The sequence below is a fragment of the Gordonia heveisoli genome (assembly GCF_030315745.1).
Classification (GTDB): Bacteria; Actinomycetota; Actinomycetes; order Mycobacteriales; family Mycobacteriaceae; genus Gordonia.
This window is the reverse complement of record NZ_JASXSH010000010.1, coordinates 1-23,766: the sequence shown is the minus strand read 5'-3', so window position 1 is coordinate 23,766 and position 23,766 is coordinate 1. Positions and strand designations below refer to the sequence as shown.

At 66.7% G+C, this 23,766-nt stretch carries 24 protein-coding genes and 1 tRNA gene; 1 reads left to right on the top strand and 24 read right to left on the bottom strand.

Features of this window, described 5'->3' with window-relative positions:
- Positions 1 to 125: 125 nt before the first annotated feature.
- Complete coding sequence (locus QSJ18_RS10685) at positions 126 to 824, top strand: TetR/AcrR family transcriptional regulator (RefSeq protein ID WP_286326407.1); 699 nt, start codon at positions 126 to 128, stop codon at positions 822 to 824.
- Here QSJ18_RS10685 and QSJ18_RS10680 read toward each other — a convergent pair.
- The 24 genes from QSJ18_RS10680 to QSJ18_RS10565 all read right to left on the bottom strand — a co-directional run bounded on the left by QSJ18_RS10680 (position 787) and on the right by QSJ18_RS10565 (position 23,636).
- Complete coding sequence (locus QSJ18_RS10680) at positions 787 to 1,461, bottom strand: endonuclease III domain-containing protein (RefSeq protein ID WP_286326406.1); 675 nt, start codon at positions 1,459 to 1,461, stop codon at positions 787 to 789. The two genes, QSJ18_RS10685 and QSJ18_RS10680, sit on opposite strands and share 38 nt — an antisense overlap.
- Before the next feature lie 77 nt (positions 1,462 to 1,538).
- Positions 1,539 to 2,396, bottom strand: coding sequence for a 3-hydroxyacyl-CoA dehydrogenase (locus QSJ18_RS10675; protein ID WP_286326518.1), 858 nt, complete (start codon positions 2,394 to 2,396; stop codon positions 1,539 to 1,541).
- Positions 2,397 to 2,496: 100 nt separating this feature from the next.
- Positions 2,497 to 3,171, bottom strand: a complete 675-nt coding sequence (locus tag QSJ18_RS10670; RefSeq protein ID WP_286326405.1) for a TetR/AcrR family transcriptional regulator — start codon at positions 3,169 to 3,171, stop codon at positions 2,497 to 2,499.
- Positions 3,172 to 3,257: 86 nt separating this feature from the next.
- On the bottom strand, positions 3,258 to 3,653 hold the full coding sequence (locus QSJ18_RS10665; protein WP_286326404.1) for a tautomerase family protein: 396 nt from the start codon (positions 3,651 to 3,653) through the stop codon (positions 3,258 to 3,260).
- A gap of 118 nt (positions 3,654 to 3,771) precedes the next feature.
- A complete protein-coding gene (locus tag QSJ18_RS10660) occupies positions 3,772 to 4,536 on the bottom strand; it encodes a maleylpyruvate isomerase family mycothiol-dependent enzyme (RefSeq protein WP_286326403.1) in 765 nt (254 codons plus the stop codon).
- Positions 4,533 to 5,144, bottom strand: a complete 612-nt coding sequence (locus QSJ18_RS10655) for a TetR/AcrR family transcriptional regulator (protein WP_286326402.1) — start codon at positions 5,142 to 5,144, stop codon at positions 4,533 to 4,535. Before QSJ18_RS10655 ends, QSJ18_RS10660 begins: the two co-directional genes overlap by 4 nt.
- A gap of 109 nt (positions 5,145 to 5,253) precedes the next feature.
- Positions 5,254 to 5,327, bottom strand: a tRNA-Pro gene (locus tag QSJ18_RS10650).
- A 109-nt stretch (positions 5,328 to 5,436) separates the two neighbouring features.
- On the bottom strand, positions 5,437 to 5,700 hold the full coding sequence (locus tag QSJ18_RS10645; RefSeq protein WP_286326400.1) for a GlsB/YeaQ/YmgE family stress response membrane protein: 264 nt from the start codon (positions 5,698 to 5,700) through the stop codon (positions 5,437 to 5,439).
- Positions 5,701 to 5,829: 129 nt separating this feature from the next.
- The gene (gene der / locus QSJ18_RS10640) at positions 5,830 to 7,269 is read right to left on the bottom strand and encodes a ribosome biogenesis GTPase Der (RefSeq protein ID WP_286326399.1); all 1,440 of its coding nucleotides are present in this window, start codon (positions 7,267 to 7,269) and stop codon (positions 5,830 to 5,832) included.
- The gene (gene cmk, locus QSJ18_RS10635) at positions 7,266 to 7,958 is read right to left on the bottom strand and encodes a (d)CMP kinase (protein WP_286326398.1); all 693 of its coding nucleotides are present in this window, start codon (positions 7,956 to 7,958) and stop codon (positions 7,266 to 7,268) included. Before cmk ends, der begins: the two co-directional genes overlap by 4 nt.
- On the bottom strand, positions 7,955 to 9,118 hold the full coding sequence (locus QSJ18_RS10630) for a pseudouridine synthase (protein WP_286326396.1): 1,164 nt from the start codon (positions 9,116 to 9,118) through the stop codon (positions 7,955 to 7,957). The genes cmk and QSJ18_RS10630 overlap by 4 nt, the downstream gene beginning before the upstream one ends.
- Before the next feature lie 55 nt (positions 9,119 to 9,173).
- Positions 9,174 to 9,914, bottom strand: coding sequence for an SMC-Scp complex subunit ScpB (scpB, locus tag QSJ18_RS10625; RefSeq protein WP_286326394.1), 741 nt, complete (start codon positions 9,912 to 9,914; stop codon positions 9,174 to 9,176).
- Positions 9,911 to 10,795, bottom strand: coding sequence for a segregation and condensation protein A (locus QSJ18_RS10620; RefSeq protein ID WP_286326393.1), 885 nt, complete (start codon positions 10,793 to 10,795; stop codon positions 9,911 to 9,913). The genes scpB and QSJ18_RS10620 overlap by 4 nt, the downstream gene beginning before the upstream one ends.
- Positions 10,792 to 11,742, bottom strand: a complete 951-nt coding sequence (locus tag QSJ18_RS10615; RefSeq protein WP_286326392.1) for a ParA family protein — start codon at positions 11,740 to 11,742, stop codon at positions 10,792 to 10,794. The genes QSJ18_RS10620 and QSJ18_RS10615 overlap by 4 nt, the downstream gene beginning before the upstream one ends.
- Positions 11,743 to 11,853: 111 nt before the next feature.
- Entirely contained in the window at positions 11,854 to 12,780 is a 927-nt protein-coding gene (xerD, locus tag QSJ18_RS10610; RefSeq protein ID WP_286326517.1) for a site-specific tyrosine recombinase XerD, read from the bottom strand.
- Positions 12,780 to 13,430, bottom strand: coding sequence for an NUDIX domain-containing protein (locus QSJ18_RS10605; RefSeq protein ID WP_286326391.1), 651 nt, complete (start codon positions 13,428 to 13,430; stop codon positions 12,780 to 12,782). The genes xerD and QSJ18_RS10605 overlap by 1 nt, the downstream gene beginning before the upstream one ends.
- Complete coding sequence (locus QSJ18_RS10600; protein WP_286326390.1) at positions 13,427 to 15,163, bottom strand: CTP synthase; 1,737 nt, start codon at positions 15,161 to 15,163, stop codon at positions 13,427 to 13,429. The genes QSJ18_RS10605 and QSJ18_RS10600 overlap by 4 nt, the downstream gene beginning before the upstream one ends.
- A gap of 148 nt (positions 15,164 to 15,311) precedes the next feature.
- Positions 15,312 to 16,241 carry a copper transporter gene (locus QSJ18_RS10595; protein ID WP_286326389.1) on the bottom strand — a complete coding sequence of 310 codons (930 nt, stop codon included), beginning with the start codon at positions 16,239 to 16,241 and terminating at the stop codon, positions 15,312 to 15,314.
- A gap of 3 nt (positions 16,242 to 16,244) precedes the next feature.
- Positions 16,245 to 17,432 (bottom strand): putative cytokinetic ring protein SteA, encoded by a 1,188-nt coding sequence (gene steA, locus QSJ18_RS10590; RefSeq protein ID WP_286326388.1) that lies wholly within the window; start codon positions 17,430 to 17,432, stop codon positions 16,245 to 16,247.
- A gap of 95 nt (positions 17,433 to 17,527) precedes the next feature.
- The gene (gene recN / locus QSJ18_RS10585; protein WP_286326385.1) at positions 17,528 to 19,282 is read right to left on the bottom strand and encodes a DNA repair protein RecN; all 1,755 of its coding nucleotides are present in this window, start codon (positions 19,280 to 19,282) and stop codon (positions 17,528 to 17,530) included.
- A 2-nt stretch (positions 19,283 to 19,284) separates the two neighbouring features.
- On the bottom strand, positions 19,285 to 20,319 hold the full coding sequence (locus QSJ18_RS10580; RefSeq protein WP_286326384.1) for an NAD kinase: 1,035 nt from the start codon (positions 20,317 to 20,319) through the stop codon (positions 19,285 to 19,287).
- A gap of 49 nt (positions 20,320 to 20,368) precedes the next feature.
- Entirely contained in the window at positions 20,369 to 21,214 is an 846-nt protein-coding gene (locus QSJ18_RS10575; RefSeq protein ID WP_286326383.1) for a TlyA family RNA methyltransferase, read from the bottom strand.
- 10 nt (positions 21,215 to 21,224) lie between these two features.
- Complete coding sequence (locus tag QSJ18_RS10570) at positions 21,225 to 21,485, bottom strand: hypothetical protein (protein WP_286326381.1); 261 nt, start codon at positions 21,483 to 21,485, stop codon at positions 21,225 to 21,227.
- Between the two features lie 27 nt (positions 21,486 to 21,512).
- Positions 21,513 to 23,636 carry an HAD-IIA family hydrolase gene (locus tag QSJ18_RS10565; protein ID WP_286326380.1) on the bottom strand — a complete coding sequence of 708 codons (2,124 nt, stop codon included), beginning with the start codon at positions 23,634 to 23,636 and terminating at the stop codon, positions 21,513 to 21,515.
- Positions 23,637 to 23,766: the final 130 nt, after the last annotated feature.

Here is a 23,766-nt window from a genome sequence, read left to right as displayed (position 1 = left end):
CGAACATGTTCGTTGATAGACGCTAGACCGCCACCGGCGACCACGCAACGAACATGTTCGTAATTGAGTCGCAGGACACAAGACGACCTGCCGACACGACACGAACACGTTCGTAAGATGGGTGTATGAGTACACCTGCGCGACGCCGCCGCCGCACCACGATGCCGCCGTTGTCGGCCGACGCGATCGTCGCCGCGACAATCGACATCATTCGCACCGAGGGGTTGGCGAAGGCCACGATGCGGCGCGTGGGCCAGGTACTCGACACCGGCGCCGCGTCGCTGTACGTGTACTTCGCCAACACCGCCGAGTTACATTCGGCCGTGCTGGACGAACTCACCAGCGGCTTCGCCGACGACGCGGACGCCCCATGGCGGGAGCGGCTCGTGACGCTGCTAGAGAACTACGCGGACGTGCTCTTCCGATATCCAGGCCTCGCCCGTTCGGCACTGGTGTTGCGCCCCATGGGCCCCAACACCATCGGCGTCGTCGGTCGGATCCTCGGACTCCTCATCGAAGGCGGCGCCCCCGCCGACCGCGCCGCCTGGGGTGTCGATCTGCTGATGCTGACCGTCACCGCATCTGCCGCCGAGCACAGTGCCCCGACCCCGTCCGACGTCGATCCCCGGTCGAGTACTGACAAACTCAGCGCACTGGAGACCAGTCTCAGATCAGCGGATGCCGCTGCCGCACCTTATGTCTCGGCCCACGTCGACCGGCTGATGTCTGGTGACCCGACCTCGCGGATGCGGTGGGCGCTCGAAGCGACCATCGAGGGAATCCTCGTCACCCCAGTGCCGCGCGACGCCGAGGCTTCTGCTTGATCTCGAGTTGCGCCTGCTTCTTCGTCGCGGCCCATGAGCAGATCGGGCACACGGCAAAGTCGTGACGCAAGGCCGGGCAGTACTCCCGGCCGAAGAAGATGATCTGTAGATGCCGCCGGTTCCATTCATCTTCGGGGAACACCTTTTTCAGGTCACGCTCGGTGCGCTCCACCGAACTGCCGTCCGACAGCCCCCACCGTCGGGCGAGGCGATGGATGTGCGTGTCGACCGCGAACGCCGGAACACCGAAACCCTGCGACATCACCACACTGGCGGTCTTGTGTCCCACCCCGGCCAGCGATTCCAGGAAATCGTAGTCCGGGATGATCTCGCCACCTGCTGCGATGATCTGCCCCGCGGCGGTCCACAGATTCTGCGCCTTGGTGGGGGCCAGACCGATCTGCCGGATGATCGCCAGGATTCGTTCCGGGCCGAGGGCCGCCATCTTTTCCGGGGTATCCGCGACCGCGAACAACGCGGGCGTCACCTCGTTCACCTTCTTGTCGGTCGTCTGCGCCGACAGCGCCACCGCGACGAGCAGAGTGTAGGGATCCGTGTGATCGAGCGGGATCGGTTGGGTGGGATACAACTCGTCCAACAACACACCGATCCGGTCGGCCTTCTCCTGACGACGCACGTCGATCACGGTACCGCTGTCCGTCCCGCCGCAACGCTTCGGAGCGCAGCCAACCTCAGGGACGAATAGCCCGACGGTCAGTTCCCGTAGTTGTAGAAGCCTTCGCCGCTGGCGATGCCGAGCTTGCCCTTGTCGAGGTAGTTCTCCTTGAGCCAGGCGGCGAGCTTCTGTTCCTCGGGACCTCCGTGCGACAGGATGTTGTATGGGGTGTTGAGTCCGACGATGTCGTAGATCTGGAAGGGGCCTACCGGCGCACCGGTCCCAATCCGCCAGACGTTGTCCACGTCCTTTGGCTCGGCATACCCGCCTGCGGCCAGGTCGAGGGCGGCGTTGAGGAAGGGCACCAGCAGCGAGTTGAGGACGTAACCCGCCTTCTCCTTGTGAATAGGGATCGGGACCATACCGATCTCCCCGGCGAACTCGACCACGGTGTCGAAGACCTTCGGATCGGTGGACTCGGTGCCCATGACCTCACCGGTGTTGAACTGCCAGACCCGATTCGCGAAATGCAAGGCGAGGAAGCGGTCCGGCCGGCCGGTGAAGTCTTTCATGTCGCTGGGCAGCAGTGTCGAGGAGTTGGTGGCGAAGATCGTCTTGGCAGGGGCCAGGGCGGCCAGCTTCTCGTAGGTCTCCTGCTTGAGGCTGAGTACCTCGGGGATCGCCTCGATCACGATGTCGGCGTCACCGACAGCCTCGGCGAGGTCGGCGGAGTACGAAACCCGCTGGAGCCCTTCGTCCGCTTTACCGTCGGCGGCCCCGGGCACTTCCGCCTTGTAGGTCGCAGCCAGTCCGGCGAACCGTTCCCGCGCCTTGTCCAGGATCTCGTCACTGATGTCGTAGGCGGTGACGGCGAAGCCGCTGTACGCGCTCTGGTAGGCGATCTGCGAACCCAGCACGCCGGTCCCCAACACGGTGACCTTCTTGATGTCGCTCATTGTTGTCAGCTCCTTCTTCTCGATGTCGGGCGGAAAATTCATCGTGGCCAAGACCACGGATGGATGCCGATCGCGGCGATCTACTGCGATCCAGGCTGATTCAGGCCGCCGATTCCAGAGCGGCCCAGTATCCGGCGGCGACCTGCGCTATCTGGGTGCGCAGATCGCTCACCAGATCGCGATGCGAATGTGCGCCGGTGGAGAATCGGGCGACGGTCAGGTGGATGGCCGCGAAGACGGTGACCGCCGCGAGTAGCGCGGCATCCGAATCCGCCCGCAGCCCGCGTCGTTGCGCTTCGTCGACCAGCCGATCGGCGATCCCGCGCTCCAGTTGGGCGATCTGCGTCAGCCCCTCGCGGCGATACTGCTCGTCGGGCGAACCGAAGAGCATCTCGCGCTGGTACATCGCACTGTTCTCCGGGGATCCGTCGGCTCGCTCGAGGATCGGCAGCACCATCTCGACGACGGCGTCGACCGCATCGTCGCGATCGTCGGCGCGCTGTCGTCCGTCGGCAAGTGCCTGACGCAATTCCTCGTTGTAGACCATGAGCAGCAACTCACCCTTGGAGGCGGCGTACCGAAACAGCGTGCCCGCGGCCACATCCGCGCGTTCGGAGACCTCCTGGGTGGACACCGCACCGAATCCCTTGACCGCGAACAGATCTGCGGCCGACCGGAATATCCGGTCGAGCTTTTCCTGCTTGTTGCGGACCCGCCTGCCCGGATCGACTGCCGCACTGCCACCCATGATCACTCCATAACTGATCGCTCTCATTTTTGAGTGTACTCATATTTTTGAGCGTGGCTACCCACGCGACGCTACGGTGGGTCGCGCCACACCGGGCGCCGCCGAGCACCCGATCAGACGTTGATGTCGAAACCCAGGTCAATGTCACAGGCGGCCTGGCCGCCACGGATGCCCCAACTCGCGGTGTCGATGTCGCGCACGACGACGGTGACGTGGTCCCCCGGGATGCCCAGCTCACCCAGTCGTCCGACGACCGCACGATAGAGTGCGCGCTTGGCGTCGACACTTCTACCGGCGAAACAGTCGACCGTCACCAGGGTGTACGCATCGGAAGTCGTCAACGTCGGCGGTACCGCGAATCGGTGCGGTTCATGGACCACCAGCCGGACGTGGCGGTCCTCGGGCGGGATGGCGAACGCGACGACCAGAGCATCATGGACGGCATCCAGGATCGCGACCTCGTTCTCGCGGCCGTACGATCGGCGCACCTCAATCTGAGTACTCGGCATCCACGCACGATAACACCGGTTTGTCCGCTTTCACCAGCGCGTTTCGGGTCGTCACATCCGATTGTCGAACACGGAGAACAACCTGCGACTCACCGGTCCGCTTCCTGGTTGTTTTGCTTCAGAACGGAACGACCGTCCCAAGGAGACCTTCGCCTGGCGCGCGCCCAGAAAGGATGCGGCAGAACTCGATCGCATCACATTCGATCTCGGGCCCACCACGCCCTCGGGACCACTCGCCACCCGCCGGACCGGTCAGCCACAGGGTGAACGGTTCGCCGTGCCGAGCCGCCCATTCCGCGACGACATCCGCCACCAGCACACCGTCATGGTCCGGTGTGAGCACATGCTCTGCTCCGGTGGCGCGCGTGATGTCGACACGATGCATCCACGGATCACGGGTGAGGATGGTGTCGGTGAGGTACCCGATGGTCCACACCTCCTCCCGTCCATCGATCTCGCCTGGGACGCCAAGCCGTCGGCGACGGATGAAGCCCGGGGTGCGGCGGCGCGACCGCGCAGCCTTCGGCGCCTGCTCGGACAGCCGATCGACGATCTGCGGTGCACTCATGTCGCGGTGTTCGTCTACCTGCAGGGCGGTGAGTGCATCGATCATCAGGCCATCGTTTCGATGTCTGGCGGCGGACATCTGCCGCCGTTGCTCACGCAGCGATGCGGCCATCTCGGTCATCCCGAGCATGTGGGTCGCCATGTCGCGAACCGTCCATGTCGGGCACTCGGTACGCGTCGACCACTGTGCCGCGTCCAGTGACCCGAGCAGGTCGACCACTCGGCCGTATTCGGTGGCGGCCAGACCCATGGCAGTGCGATGGTCGATGGCTGCCCGCCGAGGTCCGGCAGGGTCGAGTTCAACGGTGTTCATCATGTACTCCGATCAGGAAAGGTGTCCGGAACCTGCGCGGCATCGCAGAACATGTCGACGACACGGACGAGCTGGCGGCGCCAGCGGTCACCGCCCGGGTCGTTGGCGAGTTGCTGACTGGTGAGCCCGGCGTGGATCGCGGTCCACAGATCGAGGTCATCCGGATCGGTCACACCGGCTGTGCGCATGGCGTTTTCGAGCAGGTCATACAGGCGGCGACTCACCTCATACGCGGATGCACTCGGAGTGAATCCAGGGAGGGTTCGCTGAAACATGAGTTGATAGCGGGCGATGTCCGCGGTAGCGAAGTCGAAGAAGACCGTCGCAATCTGGTCCAGGACGGCGCGCGGGGATCCGGTGAGGTCGAATGCCGCGAATTCCTCGTACAACTGCTGGTAGGCGTCCGCGAACATCGCGTCGAAGACGGCATTCTTCGACTCGAAGTGCGTATAGAGCGAGGGCGGCCGCATACCGATCCGATCTGCGATCTCTCGCAGCGTGACACAGGCAAGCCCTTCGGCGCGGGCGATGTCCCACGCCGTCTCGACGACCTCACGACGTGTTGCCTCACGCCGTTCGGCCTGCCTATTGCGATTAGGAGAACCTGTCACAATTAGGAGTGTGATCCCCATCACATCGACTGTCAAGAGGCTAGGCTCGACGATCACCGCGAACGACCGAAGGCCCCTCGACGAAGTCGAGAGGCCTTCTTGCGATTTGTCGGGCTGACAGGATTTGAACCTGCGACCACTTGACCCCCAGTCAAGTGCGCTACCAAACTGCGCCACAGCCCGTTTGCCTCGATCGTCGATCCCGCGGTCTCCCGCTTCACGAGGCGTAGTCGAGATTAGCCGACGACCTACCGTTCAAGCGAATCGCCTGGTCGGCGCGCCTGCCCCGGGACTAGGACGCGGCCGAGCGATCCTTGTACCAGAGCCAGCCCGCGGTCACGATCAATGCGCCGACGATCGAGCCGATGATGCCGCTCGGTTTGAAGTCGATGCCGTCACCGGAGATGAGGCTGATCAACAGACCGCCGACGAATGAACCGATCAGGCCCGCGACGATGGCGAGGCTCCAGTCGATGCCTTTGGTTCCGCTGCCCAGAATCAGCTGCGCCGCAGCGCCGATGAGCATTCCGAACAGGATGATTGCGATGATCAGCACCTGTGGAGCTTAGCCCACCGCCACGCCTCACATGTGATCAGAACCACCACTAATGGACAGAACCACCGGGTCCGACCCGGTGGTTCTGTCCAAAAGCGGTGGTTCTGCGGCGGCGACTACTTCCGGCGACTACTTCCGGCGACGCTGTTCGCGCTTGTCGCGGACGCGGACATTGATCCGGACCGGCGACCCGTCGAAGTTGAATTCCTCACGCAACCGGCGTTCGAGGAAGCGCCGATATCCCGCTTCCAGGAACCCGGTGGTGAACAGCACGAAGGTCGGCGGTCGGGTCGCGGCCTGCGTCGCGAACAGGACACGCGGCTGCCGGCCACCCCGCAGCGGAGGCGGATTCGCCGCGATGACCTCTTTGAGCCAGGTATTCAGCGGGCCGGTGGAGACACGCTTGTCCCACGACTCGAGTGCGGCGTCCAGGGCGGGTACCAGCTTCTGCACGGCACGACCGGTGCTCGCGGAGATGTTCACCCGACGTGCCCAGGGCACGCGAGCCAGCTCGCGGTCGATCTCCTTGTCCAGCTGATAGCGCCGGTCCTCGTCGACCAGATCCCATTTGTTGAACGCGATGACCAGCGCGCGACCACTGTCGATCACCAGCGACAGAACCCGCAGATCCTGCTCGGTGATCGGCTGCGACGCGTCGATCAGCAGGATGGCGACCTCGGCCGCCTCCAGCGCCGACCGGGTCCGCAACGACGCGTAGTACTCGTGGCCGCTGGCGGTGCGTACCTTGCGGCGCAGACCGGCGGTGTCGACGAACTGCCACGTACGGCCGTCGAGTTCGACGAGTTCATCGACCGGGTCGACGGTGGTGCCCGCGACGTTGTCGACTACCGACCGCTCACTGCCGGTGAGCTTGTTCAGCAGCGAGCTCTTGCCGACATTCGGCTTACCCACCAGCGCGACGCGACGCGGACCACCCAGCACGGGCGCTTCACGCGGCGTCTGCGGCAGCCGGTCGAGAATGATGTCGAGCAGGTCGCCCGCACCCCGACCGTGGGCCGCCGACACCGGGAACGGCTCCCCCAGCCCTAACGTCCACAACGACGCCGTCTCGGCTTCGAGCCGTTCGCTGTCGACCTTGTTGGCGGCCACGATCACCGGCGTCTTGGACCGGCGGAGTACGCGCGCGACAGCCTCGTCAGTGGCGGTGGCCCCGACAGTGGCGTCGACGACCAGCACGATGGCGTCGGCGGTGCGCATGGCCAGCTCGGCCTGCGCGGCGACGGCCTGCTGCAGCCCCTTGGCATCGGGTTCCCAACCGCCTGTGTCGACGACGGTGAACCGGCGACCCGACCAGCTCGCCGAGTACGAGACGCGGTCGCGGGTCACCCCGGGAATGTCCTCGACGACAGCCTCACGCCGGCCGAGGATGCGATTGACGAGGGTTGACTTGCCGACGTTGGGACGTCCGACGATGGCCAGCACAGGGACGTGCTCGGCCTCACCGACGCCTTCGGGGTCGGCGAAATCGGACAGTTGCCAGTCGGATTCATCCGACCAGGTCCCATCGCCGGGCAGCGGTACCAGGCCGCTGTCGAGATTGTCGGTCACCGCTGGGCTCCGATCCGCTCGGCGACGAGGTCACGCAGCCGCGCGAGTACCTCGTCGATGGTCAGGTCACTGGTGTCGACGACCACCGCGTCATCCGCGGCCCGCAGCGGCGACACCGCGCGGGTCGAGTCCAGGTGGTCGCGACGGTTCACACTCGCCAGCACCGTGTCGTAGTCGCTGTCGCGACCGGATTCCACGTTCTGCCGATGCCGCCGCTGGGCACGCGCCTCGGGGCTGGCGGTGAGGAAGATCTTCACCTCGGCGTCGGGGAAGACCACCGTGCCGATGTCCCTCCCCTCCACCACGACAACCTCCTGCTGTGCGTGCTGCCGTTGCAGCGCAACCAGTTTGGTGCGCACCTCAGGCACCGCAGACACTGCCGACACCGCATTGGTGACCACATCGGTCCGGATCGGACCGGACACGTCGGCACCGTCGAGGTAGACGCGCGAGCGACCGCCGCCGGTCGGCACCAGCTCGATGTTCGCAGTCCCGACAACTCGCCCAATCGACGCCGGATCATCCAGTGCCACTTCGGCATTCAACACCGCAAGGGTTGCAGCCCGATACATCGCACCGGTGTCGAGATAATGTGCCCCGACCTTGTCGGCGAGCAGCTTCGACAGCGTCGACTTGCCGGTACCGGCCGGGCCGTCGATCGCGATGACGCCGCCGGATCCCCCGGTCACAGCCCGACTGCCTTGTACAGTGCACCGACCTCGTCGCGCCCCAGCACACGCAGGCTGCCCGGACGCTGTTCGCCGAGCGAAACCGCGCCGACGTGGGTGCGGACCAGTTCGACCACCGGGAAGCCGACCTCCTCCATCATGCGCCGCACGATCCGGTTGCGACCCTCGTGGAGCGTGAGCTTCAGCAGCGACTGGCCCTCGTGGACGTCGATGACCATGACCTTGTCCACCTGCACCGGACCGTCCTCGAGTTCGACGCCGTCCCGCAGAGTCCGGGCAAGTCCGCGCGGCACCTCACCGCGCACGGTCGCCAGGTAGGTCTTGGGCACCTCGTAGGACGGATGCATGAGCCGATGAGCGAGCTCGCCGTCGTTGGTGAGCAGCAGCAGCCCCTCGGTGTCGGCGTCGAGGCGTCCGACGTGGAACAACCGCTGCCCCGCCATCACCCGTTCGGCGACGACGTCGCCGACGCACGGGCGGCCCTGATCGTCGGCCATCGTCGACTGCCAGCCCTTGGGTTTGTTCAGTGCCAGGTACTGCTTGGTCTCGTCCATGATCACGCGGGCGCCGTCGACGCGGATGATCGCGGTGTCGGGATTGATGCGCAGGCCCTGCTCGGTGACGATCTCACCGTCGACGTCGACGCGTCCGGCGGCAATCAGTTCCTCGGCGCCACGCCGGGAGGCGACGCCTGCCTGGGCCAGCACCTTCTGCAGTCGCACCCCGTCGGCGACGTAGGTGGCACCGGATTCGTCGCCGGCGATGCCCTGGTTACGGGCCGGGCGTGCGTTGTTCAGCCGCACCTTGCCGGTTTCGACGTCGGGTCGCGAGGAACCCTTGCGGTGCATCTTCTTTGTGCTGCGCTGCTGCTGGGGAGTTCCCCCGGTCCGTCCGCCGCTCTTCCCCGAGGCTTTGGGCTTGCCCGCTCCCCGTCGGGGGCGATCGTCGGTCCGACCGCGCCGGTCGTCGCGGCTGCGATCGTTATCCCGGCTGCGCTCATTGTCGCGGCGGTCGTCGCTGCGGTCGCGCCGATCATTCCGGCTGCGTTCGTCGTCGCGGCGATTGTTGTCGCGGCGTGGGTTGTCGCGTCGGTCGTTGTCACGTCGTGCACCATCGCGCTTACGCGGTCCCGGTGCGCCATCTCGGCCAGCGGTTGCCATATTCAGTCCTTCGACTTTTGTACTTGATTGTGGAGTTCGTCAGCAGTGCGACTCATCAGCTGCCCTGCTCGTCATCGGTCCCGAGGTCGGGTGACTCCTTCGAGTCTGACGCCTGACTGGCCAATTTGGCGAATCGCGGGTCGGCGAGGAGTTCCTCGTCGAGGTCGTCGATGAGGTCGACATCGGGTAGTAGCGGGGCCAGATCGGGCAGTTCGGTCAGCGACGCCAGACCCAGCCGTTCCAGGAACAACTCCGTGGTCGCATACGTGGTGGCGGTCGTCTGCGGCTCGGTGCCGACCTCGTTGATGAGGCCACGCGCGACCAGGGTGCGGATCACACCGTCCACGTTGACGCCGCGAATCGCACTCACGCGGGCGCGTGTGACGGGCTGCCTGTACGCGATGACCGCGAGCGTCTCCAGCGCGGCGCGGGTCAGCTTGGACCGCGCACCGTCGAGCAGCAGACGTTCCACGTAGGGCGCGTATTCAGCGCGCGTGTAGTAGCGCCAGCCATCGCCCGCGTACCGCAGGTCCATGCCGCTGCCCGCCTCGGTCAGCTCCGACGACATCCGCTTGAGCATCTCCCCGACCCGACCGGGTTCGGTGTCGACGGCGGTGGCGAGTTCATCGGTGGTCGCCGGTGTGTCGACCACCAGCAGAATCGCCTCCAGCGCCGACCGCAACCGGTGATCGTCGAGGATCTCCGGCTCATCAGCCAACAGATCTGGGGCCAACAGATCTGGGGGCAGCAGGTCTGGGATCGGCACCGCATCCGCGGCCGGTTCGTGCTCACTCATCCGTAGTCCTCCGCGTCGTCCATCGCGATCTCGTCGGCATCCCGCTCGGTGGTCCACGACACGCGCAGCGTGCCGAGCGCCTCGGGCTGGTCGAAGTCGATGGCCTGTTCGCGGAACAGTTCCAGCAGGCCGAGGAAGCTGCCCACGATCTCCAGCCCACCGTCGCAGTCGGCGATGAGTTCGCCGAAGGTGAGCCATTCGCCCGGCCGGCCCCGCAGCAGATCCGACATCCGGCGGGCCTGCGCCGGCACCGACACCTTGTGCATGTCGTGGAGGTGATCGAGCCCGACCGTGGGGACCGGCCGCGGCGTCAAGGCGGCCGCGGCAACCTGAACCAGACCGGCGGCGTCGACCCCGATCGTCACCTCCGGCAGCAAATCCTCGAACTGAGGTTCCAGCGACACCGCGCGCGGATAGCGCTGCAGTGCGGACGCCTCCAACTCGCCGAACAACTCGGCCACCTGCTTGTACGCGCGGTACTGCAGCAGCCGCGCGAAGAGGAGGTCGCGGGCTTCGAGGAGCGCCAGATCCTCGGGGTCGTCGACGGCACCCGACGGCAGCAACCGGGCCGCCTTCAGGTCGAGCAGGGTGGCCGCGACGACCAGGAACTCGGTCGTCGTCTCCAGACTCAGGTCCGCGCCCAATTCCTTGGTGTAGGCGATGAATTCGTCGGTGACCTGATGTAGTGCCACCTCGGTGACATCGAGACGATGCTGACTGATCAGGTTGAGCAGCAGATCGAACGGGCCTTCGAAATTGCGGAGCCGGACCCGGAATCCGCCCGCCTGTTCGGCGCCGGCCTCGACCGGCTCGCCCTCGACCGGCTCGGCCCCAACCGGCTCGGCTTCGGCCGGCCGGTCGGCAGGAACGTCGACGCTCATGCGCCCTTCGCGTTACGGAAGATGACCTCGCGGGCCAGCGCACGGTAGGCCGAGGCACCCGTCGACTTCGGCGCCCACGAGGTGATCGGTTCCCCGGCGACGCTGGTCTCCGGGAAGCGGACGGTACGCGAGATGACGGTGTCGAAGACCGCTTCACCGAACACTTCGACGACCCGCGCCATCACCTCCCGCGAATGCAGGGTCCGGGCGTCGAACATGGTGACCAGGATGCCGCCCAGATCCAGCCGGGGATTCAGCCGATCCCGAACCTTGTCGATGGTGTCGGTGAGCAGCGCGAGACCACGCAGGCTGAAGTATTCGCATTCCATCGGGATCAGCACGGTGTCGGCGCACGCCAGCGCATTGACGGTGAGCAGTCCCAGCGACGGCTGGCAGTCGATGAGCACGAAGTCGTAGCGGTCGAGCACCGGATGCAACGCCCGGCCCAGTGCCTGCTCACGTCCGACCTCGGTGACGAGTTGGATCTCGGCGGCCGACAGATCAATGTTGCTGGGCAGCAGATCCAGACCGTCCACCCGGGTGCGCATCAGCACCTCGTCGGTGTCGGTGTGCGGCGGCACCAGCAAGTTGTAGACCGTCTCGTCGAGGTCGTGATGCGGCACACCCAGACCAGCCGACAACGCACCCTGTGGATCGAGGTCGACGAGCAGGACCCGCCGCCCGTATTCGGCCAGCGCGGCGCCGAGATTGATCGTCGACGTGGTCTTACCCACGCCGCCCTTCTGATTGCAGACCGCGACGACGGTGGCCGGGCCGTGCCGATCCAGCGGCTTCGGCATCGGGATCTCACGGTATGGACGGCCGGTCGGGCCGATCTCGTTCTCCGCGTGGTGGTCCGGCTCCGCCAGATGGCGCCCCGGCGACACCTCGATCCGATACTGCTGCCCGGGACCGGCAATTGACCGTGATGTGGTCGGATAGCTCACTGTCCCGCCGCTCCCTTCAACCCGTCAACGCGCAACACGCATCAGCCTAGTGTTTCCCCGCAGCGTATCCGCTCGGGCGGCCCAACTGTCGGAGCATCGCCGCAGCATCGCTCACCGAGCACGCGGATGGGCGGTGGAATACACCTCGCGCATCGTGTTGACCGTCACCAGCGTGTACACCTGTGTAGTGGTCACCGAGGCATGGCCGAGGAGTTCCTGCACCACCCGCACATCGGCACCACCGTCCAGTAGATGCGTGGCAAAACTGTGCCGCAGCGTATGCGGTGACACCGCCTTGTCCAGGCCGGCGCGTTCGGCCGCGGTGACCAGCACCTGCCACGCGCTCTGCCGAGACAGCCGCCCGCCGCGGGCGTTGAGGAACAGCGCCGCCTGCGCCCGCGACACCAGCGCCGGACGTCCCCGGACAAGGTAGGCGTCGACTGCTGCCGCGGCCGGTCCGCCGACCGGCACCAGCCGCTGTTTACCACCCTTGCCGCGCAACAGGACCGCCCGATGTTCCAGGTCGATGTCGTCGACGTCGAGTGAGGTCGCCTCGGAGATCCGGGCGCCGCAACTGTAGAGCAGTTCCAGCAGTGCCCGGTCGCGCAGCGCGCGTGGATGATCCCCCGAACTCGCCGCCTCCAGGATCGCCAGTACCTCGTCCACGGGCAGCGATTTCGGAAGTCGGCGGGCCGCCCGCGGTGGGCGGACACCGTGGGCCACATCGACCGCGACGATCCCCTCCTCCGCCGCGAACTTGTGAAAACGTCTGGTGGCCACCAATGTTCGGGCGATCGAACTGTCGGCGAGGGCCACCACACCGGCGTCGGGGTCACCGCGCCGTAGTTCGATGAGGAATTCCCGAACGTCGTCCTCGGTCACCTCGGTCAATTCGTGGATGCCCCGCGCCCCCAGGTACGACGAATACCGTTGGAGGTCACGCCGATAGGAGGTCACCGTGTTGGGTGCCGCACCACGCTCGACGGTCAGGTGGTCGAGGAACCGGACCACCTGATCGGCAATGGCGTCCTGCGCCATCAGGATCGCGCGCGCCGGCGGCGCAACGCCGTCGGTTCGTCGGGCCACGGCGCCGCGGTGGTGCGCAGCGTCTGACCGCTGACGCGGGCGGCGGCCGCCGCGAGGATCCCGGCCACGCTGGTCGCGTTGACGATCTCACCGGCGAGGACGCGCCGCACCGCGTCGTCCAACGCGATCCAGTGCACCGACATGTCGGCCTCCTCGTCGGCCCGGTCGGCAGCCTCGAGCGCACGCAGATCCTCGGCCAGGTAGAGCCGTAACGCCTCGTCGGTGAACCCCGGCGACAGCGCCAGGTCGACGAGAACCTGCCAGCGGCCGGCCGCCAGGTCAACCTCCTCGGCCAATTCTCGCTGCGCCGCGGCCAGCGGGGTCTCCCCGTCGCCGCCGTCGAGCAGACCGGCCGGGAGTTCGAGCAGGCGCCGACCCACCGGGTGACGGTACTGACGGACCATCGCGATGCGTCCGTGCTCGTCGAGCGCCAGCACGGCGACCGCGCCGAAATGTTCGACGACCTCGCGCTCGGCAATCCGCCCACCCGGCATCTCCACCTCGTCGACGCGCAGCGTCAGGATCGCACCGTCGTAGACGGCACGACTGTCGCGGACCGCGAAGTCATGACTTCCCGGTCCGACGTCGGCAGGCTCGCTCAATCCGCCGTCGCCCCGGTGTCGGCGTCAGCCTCCGACTCGACCTCGTAGTCCTCCCCCATGTCGACCGGCAGACGTTCGGCCGCTTTGTACTTCAGCGCCGCCGCGATGAACGACTTGAACAGCGGATGCGGACGGGTTGGGCGGCTCTTGAGTTCCGGATGCGCCTGGGTGGCGACCAGGAACGGATGCACCGACTTCGGGTACTCGACGAACTCGACGAGATGTCCGTCCGGCGAGGTTCCCGAGAAGACCAGACCCGACGCTGCGATCTTGTCGCGGTAGGCGTTGTTCACCTCGTAGCGGTGGCGGTGGCGTTCGGAGACCTCGCGGGTGCCGTACGACTCGGCGACCACCGATCCCGCCACCAGCGTGGCCGGGTACGCGCCGAGTCGCATCGTGCCGCCGAGGTCGGCGTCACCGGAGACGACGTCTTCCTGATCGGCCATGGTCGAGATCACCGGATGCGGGGTCTCCGGATCGAATTCCGAGGAACTCGCCTCATCCAGGCCGACCGAGCGGGCCGCCTCGATGACCACACACTGCAGACCGAGGCACAGCCCGAGCAGCGGCACCCCCCGACGACGTGCGTAGGAGATGGCGCCGAGCTTGCCCTCGATGCCACGGATACCGAAACCACCGGGCACCAGGATCGCGTCGACATCGCCGAGCGCGGCCTGCGCGCCTGCCGGGGTCTCACAGTCGTCCGACGGCACCCACTTGATCTCGGTGCGCGCCCGCCAGGCGAAACCGCCCGCGCGGATCGCCTCGGTCACCGACAGGTAGGCGTCGGGAAGGTCGACGTACTTGCCGACCAGCGCCACCCGCACCGTCTCGCGCGGTTCGTGCACACGCTCGAGCAGGTCGCCCCACTCGGTCCAGTCCACGTCGCGGAACGGCAAACCCAGCTTCCGGACCACATAGGCGTCGAGGTGTTCGTTGTGCAGGACCTTGGGGATGTCGTAGATCGACGGGGCGTCGGGGGTGGAGATGACACCTTCGATGTCGACGTCGCACATCAGCGCAATCTTCTTCTTGAGCCCCTCGGGCACGTCCCGGTCACAGCGCAGGATCAGCGCGTCTGGCTGGATACCGACGTTGCGCAGCGCGGCGACCGAATGCTGGGTCGGCTTGGTCTTGAGCTCGCCCGATGGCGCCAGATAGGGCACCAGCGAGACATGCAGGAAGAAGGCGTTGTCACGCCCGACGTCATGCCGAATCTGCCGGGCGGCCTCGATGAACGGCAGCGACTCGATGTCGCCGACGGTGCCACCGATCTCGGTGATGACGACGTCGGGGGTCTCGCCGTCGGCGCCGGGCTCGCGCATGGCGAGTACCCGCGACTTCAGCTCATCGGTGATGTGCGGAATGACCTGAACGGTCTCGCCGAGGTACTCGCCACGCCGTTCCTTGGCGATGACCGTCGAATACACCTGTCCGGTGGTCACATTCGCCGACTGCGACAGATTGCGATCGAGGAAACGTTCGTAGTGCCCGACGTCGAGGTCGGTCTCCGCACCATCTTCGGTGACGAAGACCTCACCGTGCTGGAACGGATTCATGGTGCCCGGATCCACGTTCAGATATGGATCGAGTTTCTGCATCGTGACCCGAAGGCCTCGAGCGGTGAGAAGCTGGCCCAGGCTGGATGCCGTGAGTCCCTTCCCGAGGGACGAGGCGACTCCGCCCGTCACAAAGATGTGCTTGGTGTCATTCACATGACGCAATGGTCGCAAGGCGCGTATCTCCCGTCGGCCGAATCAGGCGCCGAATACCTGATTACCTACGGGACTCCAGGGTAACACCACCGGGTCGGTTTGCCGTCCGCCACTCCGCAGGACCCTCATCTGAAGGTGTGATGTGCGTTTCAGACAGGTCGCCGGATCACGGGCGACCATCGGTTCCGACGGTGATGGCACCCGCGCCCGCACCCGTGCCGTATGCACCGCTGCGACCCTTGGTCTCGGCACCCAGAGCCAGGACCGTGGTGATCCGGCCGGTCTGCTGGTCGACGTTGTCGACCGTCGACACCGTGTTGCCCAATGACGGATCGGCGCGCACCACCGCGATCGGCGAACCGCCATCGGCCGACCCGGTGCGCCCCACCAGAACGCCCCCGCGCGCCCGCGCGGTCATCGCCGCGGCCAACCGGGCGACCAGCGCACCCTCCGCGCCGGAGTCGCCGGAAAATTTGTCGCCGGTCACGACGACGACCAGATCGGCGGTGGACAACGCGTTGGTGCGGTAGTCGATGAATCCGCCGTCGCGCAGTAGTTGTAGACCCATGTCGCGGTCACCGGTCGAGGCCGGGGTGCGGCCGGGACCGGTCAGCGTCAACGCGCCGAGCAGATCGCCGACACGACCACCGGTGTCGGTGAATTCGGTCCGCAGCAGCGCGCCGGTCGGGATGGTCTGATCGACGATCGTGCGCACCTGCTCGGCCTGACCGTCGCCGAGCAGCCGATCGGTGAGCACCAGCTGACCGGCGAACTTGGCACCGGCGTCGGAGATCGACTCCTTGACCGCAGTGACGTCGGCATCGGCCGCGTTGGGGGCGGTGACCACCAGAACAGATTGGCCGCGAAGGACATTCGCGATCAGCCGGGGCGCGATGGCGGCATCGAAACCATTCGCCGCATTCAGCTGCTCGTTGAGCGTGTCCCGTTCATTCTCCAGGTCACCGAGCCGGTCCCGGCTGGTTCCGGTGACCGAGTTCATCCGATCGCCGACGAAGCCGGATCCGAGGAACAACCCGAGCGCCAGCGCCAGGAAGACCGCCACCAGCGAAATGACGTGCTGTCGAACCGAGATCATCGACTACCTGTTCCAGACTCCGCGAGCCCACTCTACGAGTCGGTCCCACTGCGCGACGAACCAATCCGAGACCTCGGGGCCCATATTCGACAACATCACCGCTGCGATGACGGCGACCAGCGCCGCCAGCACCACACATGCGATGGCCGCGCCGGAGACCCGGCTGCGGTACAGCGTGGCAACGGCTTTCGCGTCGACCAGCTTCGGCCCCACCTTGAGGCGGGTGAGGAAGGTCGACGGGTTGCTCTCCCGGCGGGAGCGATCGAAGAAGTCGTCGAGGGTCCCCGGGAATCCAACGGTGACCACGAGATCCGCCCCGTGATAGTCAACGAGGAGCAGTGCGAGGTCGCCGGCCGAACCGGCCGCCGGGAAGGTGGTGGCGCCGATACCGAGATCCTGGATTCGCTCCAATCCCGGTGCGTGACCGTCGGTGTCGGCGGGCAGCACAAGCTGCGCACCACACTTGAGGGTGGCGGTCTTGAGCTCGTCCGGGTCGGCGACGATCACGGCCGGCCGGTAGCCCGCCTTGATCAGGGTCTCACTGCCGGTACCCACACCGACCAGGACCGGCTGATACTCCTTGATGAACGGCTTGAGCGCACGCAGATCGGCGGCCTGGTCCGGTCCGTCGCCGACGACGACCACGTGCTTACCCGCGAAGTCGACGTCGACGTCGGGGACGCCGACACCGTCGACCAGCAACGGGGACTCGCTGCGAATGAACTCGATAGTGTTGCCCGAGAAGGCTTCCAGATGATCGACGAGACCGGCTTTCGCGCCGATCATCATGTCGGCGATCTCCCGCTCGTCGAGTTCGGCACCACGGGCCAGCCGACGTTCTCCCACATAGAGCTTGTCGTCGTTGACCCGAACCTTGGCTCCGTCCTTGACCCGTTTGAAGACCTCCGGCCCCACATCGTCGAGCAGGACGATCCCGGAGGCGACGAGCACCTCGGGTCCGAGATTCGGGTAGCGGCCGGTGATCGAACGCGACGCGTTGACCACGGCGACCACATTCGCCTGCACCAGCGCGTCGGCGGTGACTCGGTCCAGGTCGATCTCGTCGAGGATCACAATGTCGCCGGGACCGACCCGGCCCAGGAGACGTTTGGTGTTCTTGTCGATCCTGGCGATACCGGTGACGCCAGGCAGTTCTTCGGTGTTACGCGCGAGCATGGCAGGCATCTTCATGCCCGCAATGATTGACCGTCGATGACCTCATCACGTGGAGGCGCGCCGTAACATTTGCATCTTTTGTCACACGAGTAACAGCAGTCGCAGATAGATCAGGCTTGGACGCGTTCTCCCTCGGCCGTGCTGAGCAGTTCCTCGGCGTGCGCCCGGCCGGTGTCGGATTCACCGAGTCCGGCCAGCATGCGGGCCAATTCGGCCACCCGCTCGTCCCGGTCCAGGGTGCGCACAGTGCTGGTGTGCGGTCCCCCGCTGCTGGTCTTGCCGATGACCAGGTGGTTGTCGGCGAAGGCCGCCACCTGGGGCAGATGGGTCACCACGATCACCTGATGAGCCCGGGCCAACCGGGCCAATCGTTTGCCGATCTCCACCGCGGCTCGACCGCCGACTCCGGCGTCGACCTCATCGAAGACCATCACCGAACCCGAGGTGGGTTCGGCCAGCACCACTTCCATCGCCAGCATCACGCGCGACAACTCACCGCCGGAGGCCGATTTCGCGATCGGCAGCGGCGCAGCGCCCTGATGCGCGACGAGCGCGAACTCCACGCGATCGGCGCCGTCGGCACCGGCATGGGCCCGCGTGCCGCCGACCATGATCGCGTGCCGATCCTCGGCCCCGCCGGCCTCCAGGGCGACCGCCACGTCGAGCGCGGCATCCCCCATCGCCAGCCCCCGCAGCTCGTCGGAGACCTTGGTCGCCATCGCCGACGCAGCTTTCGACCGCAGGGTATGCAGCTTCGTCGCCGCGGAGGCCACCTTGTCGCGCGCCTCGTCGACGGCGACCTCCAACTCCTCGATGGAACTGCGCGGATCCTCGATCTCCGCAAGCCGGCTCTCCGCGGTGCGCCGCCACTCGATGACACCGTCGATGTCGGGTGCGTACTTGCGCACCAGCGTCTTCAGTTCCGCCTGTCGGGCGAGCAGTTTGTCGAGTTCGTCGGCGTCGGCGGGCAGATCCGAGGCGAACGCGCTGAGCTCCTCGCCGATGTCGGTGACCACCGTCAGCGCCTCGGTCACACGGGGCAGCAACGCACGCAGGGTGTCGTCGGCGGCCGACTCCAGCAGCCCCCGAACCCGGCCCAATCCGTCGACCACCGATGCGTCGCCGTCGCCGGCGACGATCTCCTGGGAGGTCACCGCCGCCGTCCGGATCGACTCGAGGTCGGAGAGCCTGCGAATCGTCGCCGTCAGTTCCTCGTCTTCGCCCGGCGCCGGATCCACCGCGGCGATCTCGTCCACACCGAAACGCAGCCGGTCGGCCTCCTGTGCCAGCTCACGATGATTGGCCCGCCGCCGGTCCAACTCGTCGAGCAGCGTGGTCCAGCGCGTGCGCGCCTTGCGATACGTGGCGAGTGCGGCGTCGGCCTTGGTACCGGCGAAGGTATCCAATGCCGCACGCTGGCGTTCCGGGCGCAGCAGCCGGAGCTGATCGTTCTGCCCGTGAATGGTCAGGACCGCATTGGTGAGCTGTCCCATCACGCCGACCGGTACCGACCGGCCACCCAGATGCGCGCGTGACCGGCCGTCGGACCCGACCGTGCGTACCGCGATGACCGTGTCGTCGTCGTCGAGTTCGGCGCCGGATGACTCGAGAATCTCGGCTACTGCCGGATCCCGTTGTCCCGCAGCGTCCTCCGCCAACCGGAAGCGACCTTCGACGATCGCCTTCGCGCTACCGGTACGCACGCGTCCCGCTTCCGCACGTGCTCCCGACAACAGGTGCAGGCTGGTGACGATCATCGTCTTACCCGCACCGGTCTCGCCGGTCAGCACCGTGAAACCCGGGTGGAATGTGGCAGATGCCTCTTCGATGACACCCAGACCGGTGATGGACAGTTCTTCCAGCACTCCTACGACTGCCTCCCCCGCCAGCCGGTGACCGGCAGCGCGAATTTGGTGACCAGGCGGTCGGCGAACGGTTCGGAATCGATCCGCACCCACAGCACCGACTGCTCGCTGCGGACGACCTCGACACGGCTACCGGCCGGCACATCCAATGTCCGGCGGCCGTCGCACAGCGCGATCGCCGAACGGCCGAGCGGATCGATCTCGACCGCGATACGCGAACGCGGACTCGTGACCATCGGGCGCGCGAACAAGGCGTGGGCATTGCTCGGCACCAGCAGAATGGCCTCGAGATCCGGCCACATCACCGGACCACCCGCGGAGAACGCATAGGCCGTCGAACCGGTCGGGGTCGCCACCAGCACACCGTCCGCCCCGAACGCCGACACCGGACGTCCGTCGACCTCGGTGACGAGTTCGAGAACACCGCTGTTGGTCCGGTTGAGGACGGCTACCTCGTTGAGCGCCCAGCTACGGCAGACGCGATCGGGATCTGCCGGATCGATGACGGTGATGTCGAGCGTCATCCGCGGTTCGACCCGATAGTCACCCGCGATCAGCTTGCCCATCACCTCATCGACCCGATTGGCCTCCGCCTCGGCGAGGAAACCGATGTGGCCCAGATTGATCCCCAGCACCGGAACCCCGGCCGGGTGCGCGAGTTCGGCAGCACGCAGGAAGGTGCCGTCGCCACCGAGGACGATGACGACCTCACAGCCGTCGGCGGTCGCGTCCTGCGCGGTCGTCACCTCGACCGACGCCCCGATGTCTGCGCGCAGATGGTCGGGATCCACCGGATGGTTCTCCACCGGCGGCGTCTTGCCGGGCAGATGGTCGGGGGTCGTCGGCGGCGCCTGCCGGCCGGCGACGGTGGTGTCGTGATCGACGATCCGCAGTCGGACACCCGCGGCCGCGCAGTGCCGGGCGATGGCGTCGACCGTTTCGGTGACGACCTCACGACCGGTATGTGCGACCACCAGGAACTCGCGGCCACCGGCAGATCCGCCTACCGGCTCATCGGCCCCAATAGGGGTAGCCACTTGTGGAGTTTCCCTTCATCCGATGCGGTGTGTCTGCGAGGACCGGCAGTCATTGGGGGCCGTCGGCAACCGCCTGATCGACCAGCGTGGCCAACTCGTCCACCGTGTCCGCATCGACCCTATCGTCCCCACCCGACATCTCGCCGGACTGGTTGTGCAGCCACAGGAAGTACTCCACGTTCCCGGACGGCCCAGGCAGCGGGCTGGCCACCACACCGCGCGTGCGCAACCCTAGCTCAGTGGCCTGACGTGCGACATTGAGCACGGCTTCGGCTCGCAGTGCGGGGTCTCGCACGACGCCGCCGTGTCCCACCCGCTCCTTGCCGACCTCGAACTGCGGCTTGACCATCGGCAACAAGTCCGCGCCGGGCCGGCAGCAGCGCGCAAGTGCGGGCAGCACGATACCGAGGGAGATGAACGACAGGTCGGACACGACGATGTCGACCGCTCCCCCGATCATCTCCGGATCGAGATGCCGAACATTGGTGCGGTCGTACACGTGCACGCGGTCGTCGTTCTGCAGCCGCCAGATCAGCTGCCCGTAGCCGACGTCGGCAGCCACCACCTCGCGGGCGCCCCGTCGGAGCAGGACATCGGTGAATCCGCCGGTCGACGCCCCGGCGTCGAGGCAGCGACGATCCCGCACCGACAATCCCTGCTCGGCGAAAGCGTCGAGTGCGCCGATCAGCTTGTGGGCGCCACGCGACGCCCAGTCCTCACCCTGTTCTTCGACGATCAGGATCGGTGTGTCGCGGGTGACATTGGTGGCCGGTTTGGCCGCGATGACGCCGTTGACCTTGACGACACCGCCCTCGACGAGGGCACGTGCCTGCTCACGGGATCGTGCCAATCCCCGGCGCACCAATTCGGCGTCGAGTCGTGCTCGTGTGGCCATGACCGTCCCGTCAGTGTCGGTCGACCGCGTCGAGAGCGGTCGTCAGTGCATCGTGGGCCTGTTCGAGCAGTGCGGTCTGCCGGGCGAGCGAGGCGAGGCTGAAGCTATCTCCCGCCGCCTGCCGAACCTCGTCGACCTCCGCCAGCAACTGCCCGACCTCCTCACCGAGTTCGGCGGTCACGCGTTCGGTGTCGACCTCCACGGCTGCGGTCGACGCCTCGAACTGCTGTCGGGGCATCGCGCCGGGTGAGGGCATCGGGGATCCGTTCATCACCACCACGCTAACCGAAGATCGGCGTCAACCGACGACCCGGACACCGGCCGCCACCAGCGCGTCGCGCGCCGCGTCGCCGACAGCGCGCACCGAGAGATCCTCAGACTGCGACGACCTGGTATCGGTCGCCTGCTCGTCGAAGCCCGCCCACACGGCGGCCGCCAGCGCGGGCAGCAGGCTCTGCGGCGCACCGTCGCCGGACACCGTGACCCGAGGACCGTCGACCTCGATCTCCCAGCCCGGCTGCGGGGCCACTCGCACCGCATCAGGATCGGCGAACAGACCGGACAGGTCGTCGATCAGATAGGTCGGCCGCTGTTCCGGCGGCGCGACCAGCACATCATCGATGCCGCTGACCCCGGTCAGCACGAGTGCGCTGTGAATACCCACCGAATGCGCACCCTCGATGTCGGTGTCGAGCCGATCACCGACGACGAGAGGACGATTCGCACGGGACCGGCTGATCGCATCTGCCATCAGCGGAGCGGCGGGCTTACCCGCGACCAGCGGTTCCTTACCGGTCGCCGACTTCAGCGCAGCCACCATCGACCCGTTGCCGACCAATAGACCCCGCTCGGACGGCAGCGTGGCGTCGACATTCGTCGCGATCCACAGCGCCCCCGCCCGAATGGCCAGCGCAGCCTCGGACAGCTCTGCCCAGCCGGTCTCGGTTGAATGTCCCTGAATGACCGCGGCCGGCCGATCATCGGCACTGCGGGTCACGCCGACGCCGACCTCGCGGACTTCCTGCGCCAGCCCGTCGGTACCGACCACCAGGGCGCGGGCACCCGGCTGGACGTGCTCGGAGAGCAGCCGCGCCGCGGTTTGCGCACTCGTCACCACGAGATCCTCGGTCGCGTCGAAGCCGAGCTCGACGAGGTGTGCGGCTACCTCGGCCGGACGACGGCTGGCGTTGTTGGTCACGAAGAACTGAGGGGTGGCCACCCGTTCCAGCGATTCGACGGCGTTGGGCAAGGCCTGATGACCCGCGAACACCGTTCCATCGAGGTCCAGGAGCAGAGCGTCGTAGGAATCGGCCAGAGTTGTTGTCGGAACCCCGGATCCAACCGCCGCCGCCGGAGCTTGGGCGACCGTATCTGCGACCGCGAGATCAACCGGATCCACAGTGGCCTCATCCGACGCCGCGTCGTCGTCGTTCGTCGTGATAGACGGCTTCGACGTCGCCGGCTCCGCGGGGGCACTGACCGCCGTCGGCGTGGCCGGGGATGCAGGCGTTGCGGTCGGAGCCGCGACCTCGTCCTCGAGCACCCCGGTCGGTTCGACACCGTTGACGTCGACCCCGCTCAGGTCCACCCCATCGGTACCGCCACCTTCGTCACCCTCGACGTACTCGGCCAACCGATACTCGGCGTCGGTGACGTCGTCGACATCGGCAGACGCCGCATTCATGAACCAGGTGATGGCGTCGTCACGACGACCCGCGGCGGCCAGCGCCGATGCGTATGCGTAGAAGATCCGAGCTGCCATGGTGCCGGTCTGTCCGGGACGCAGATCCTCCGCCTGCAATGTGACGACGGCCTTTTCGGGTTCTCCGAGGTCCATCCGCGCCCCGGCCTCGACGATCCGCATCTCGCTGGCTTCCTCACCCGAGAGCGCACGACCATCGGTACCGCGGGCGATCTCGATCGCCCGGTCGGGACGACCGAGGCCCCGCTCAGCGTCGGCGATCAGGGGCAGGAGCGCGGTGCTACCGGTGATACGACGTGCCGCACGCAGTTCGGTGATCGCCTCCTGCCATTCCCCGGCGGTGTATGCGGCGATACCTGCGGTCTCCCGCACCACACCCACCCGCGATGCCCGACCGCGAGCGGCACGCGCATGTTCCAGCGCGAGCGACGGATCCTCGTCGAGAAGACGGGACACCATCACCAGATGCTTCGCGACGCGCTCCGCATTCGCCTTGTCCAAGGTCAGCAGATCACGACGAACCTCGCCGTCGAGATCGGCGGCTGCCACATCCTCAGGAATGCTGGGCCCCGTATCGCGATCGGACTGGCGTCCCCGACCGCCCGACTCACGGCCTCCTGCATCACGACGACTCGGGCCCCGACCCCCGGACTGGCCGCCACGCGATCCACGGTCCGTCGGCCGGCCGGTCTGACGCTGAGAACGGTCACGTTCATTCATGGTTAGCCAATCTATCGCAAGCGAATGTTCTGCTGAAATGCCGAAAGCACACCGCTGTTGAGCATCGCGATGTCACGGGTACCGGGAGATCCCGCGGCGCCCTTGGTCTGCTGCTCCCGGAGCTGACGGG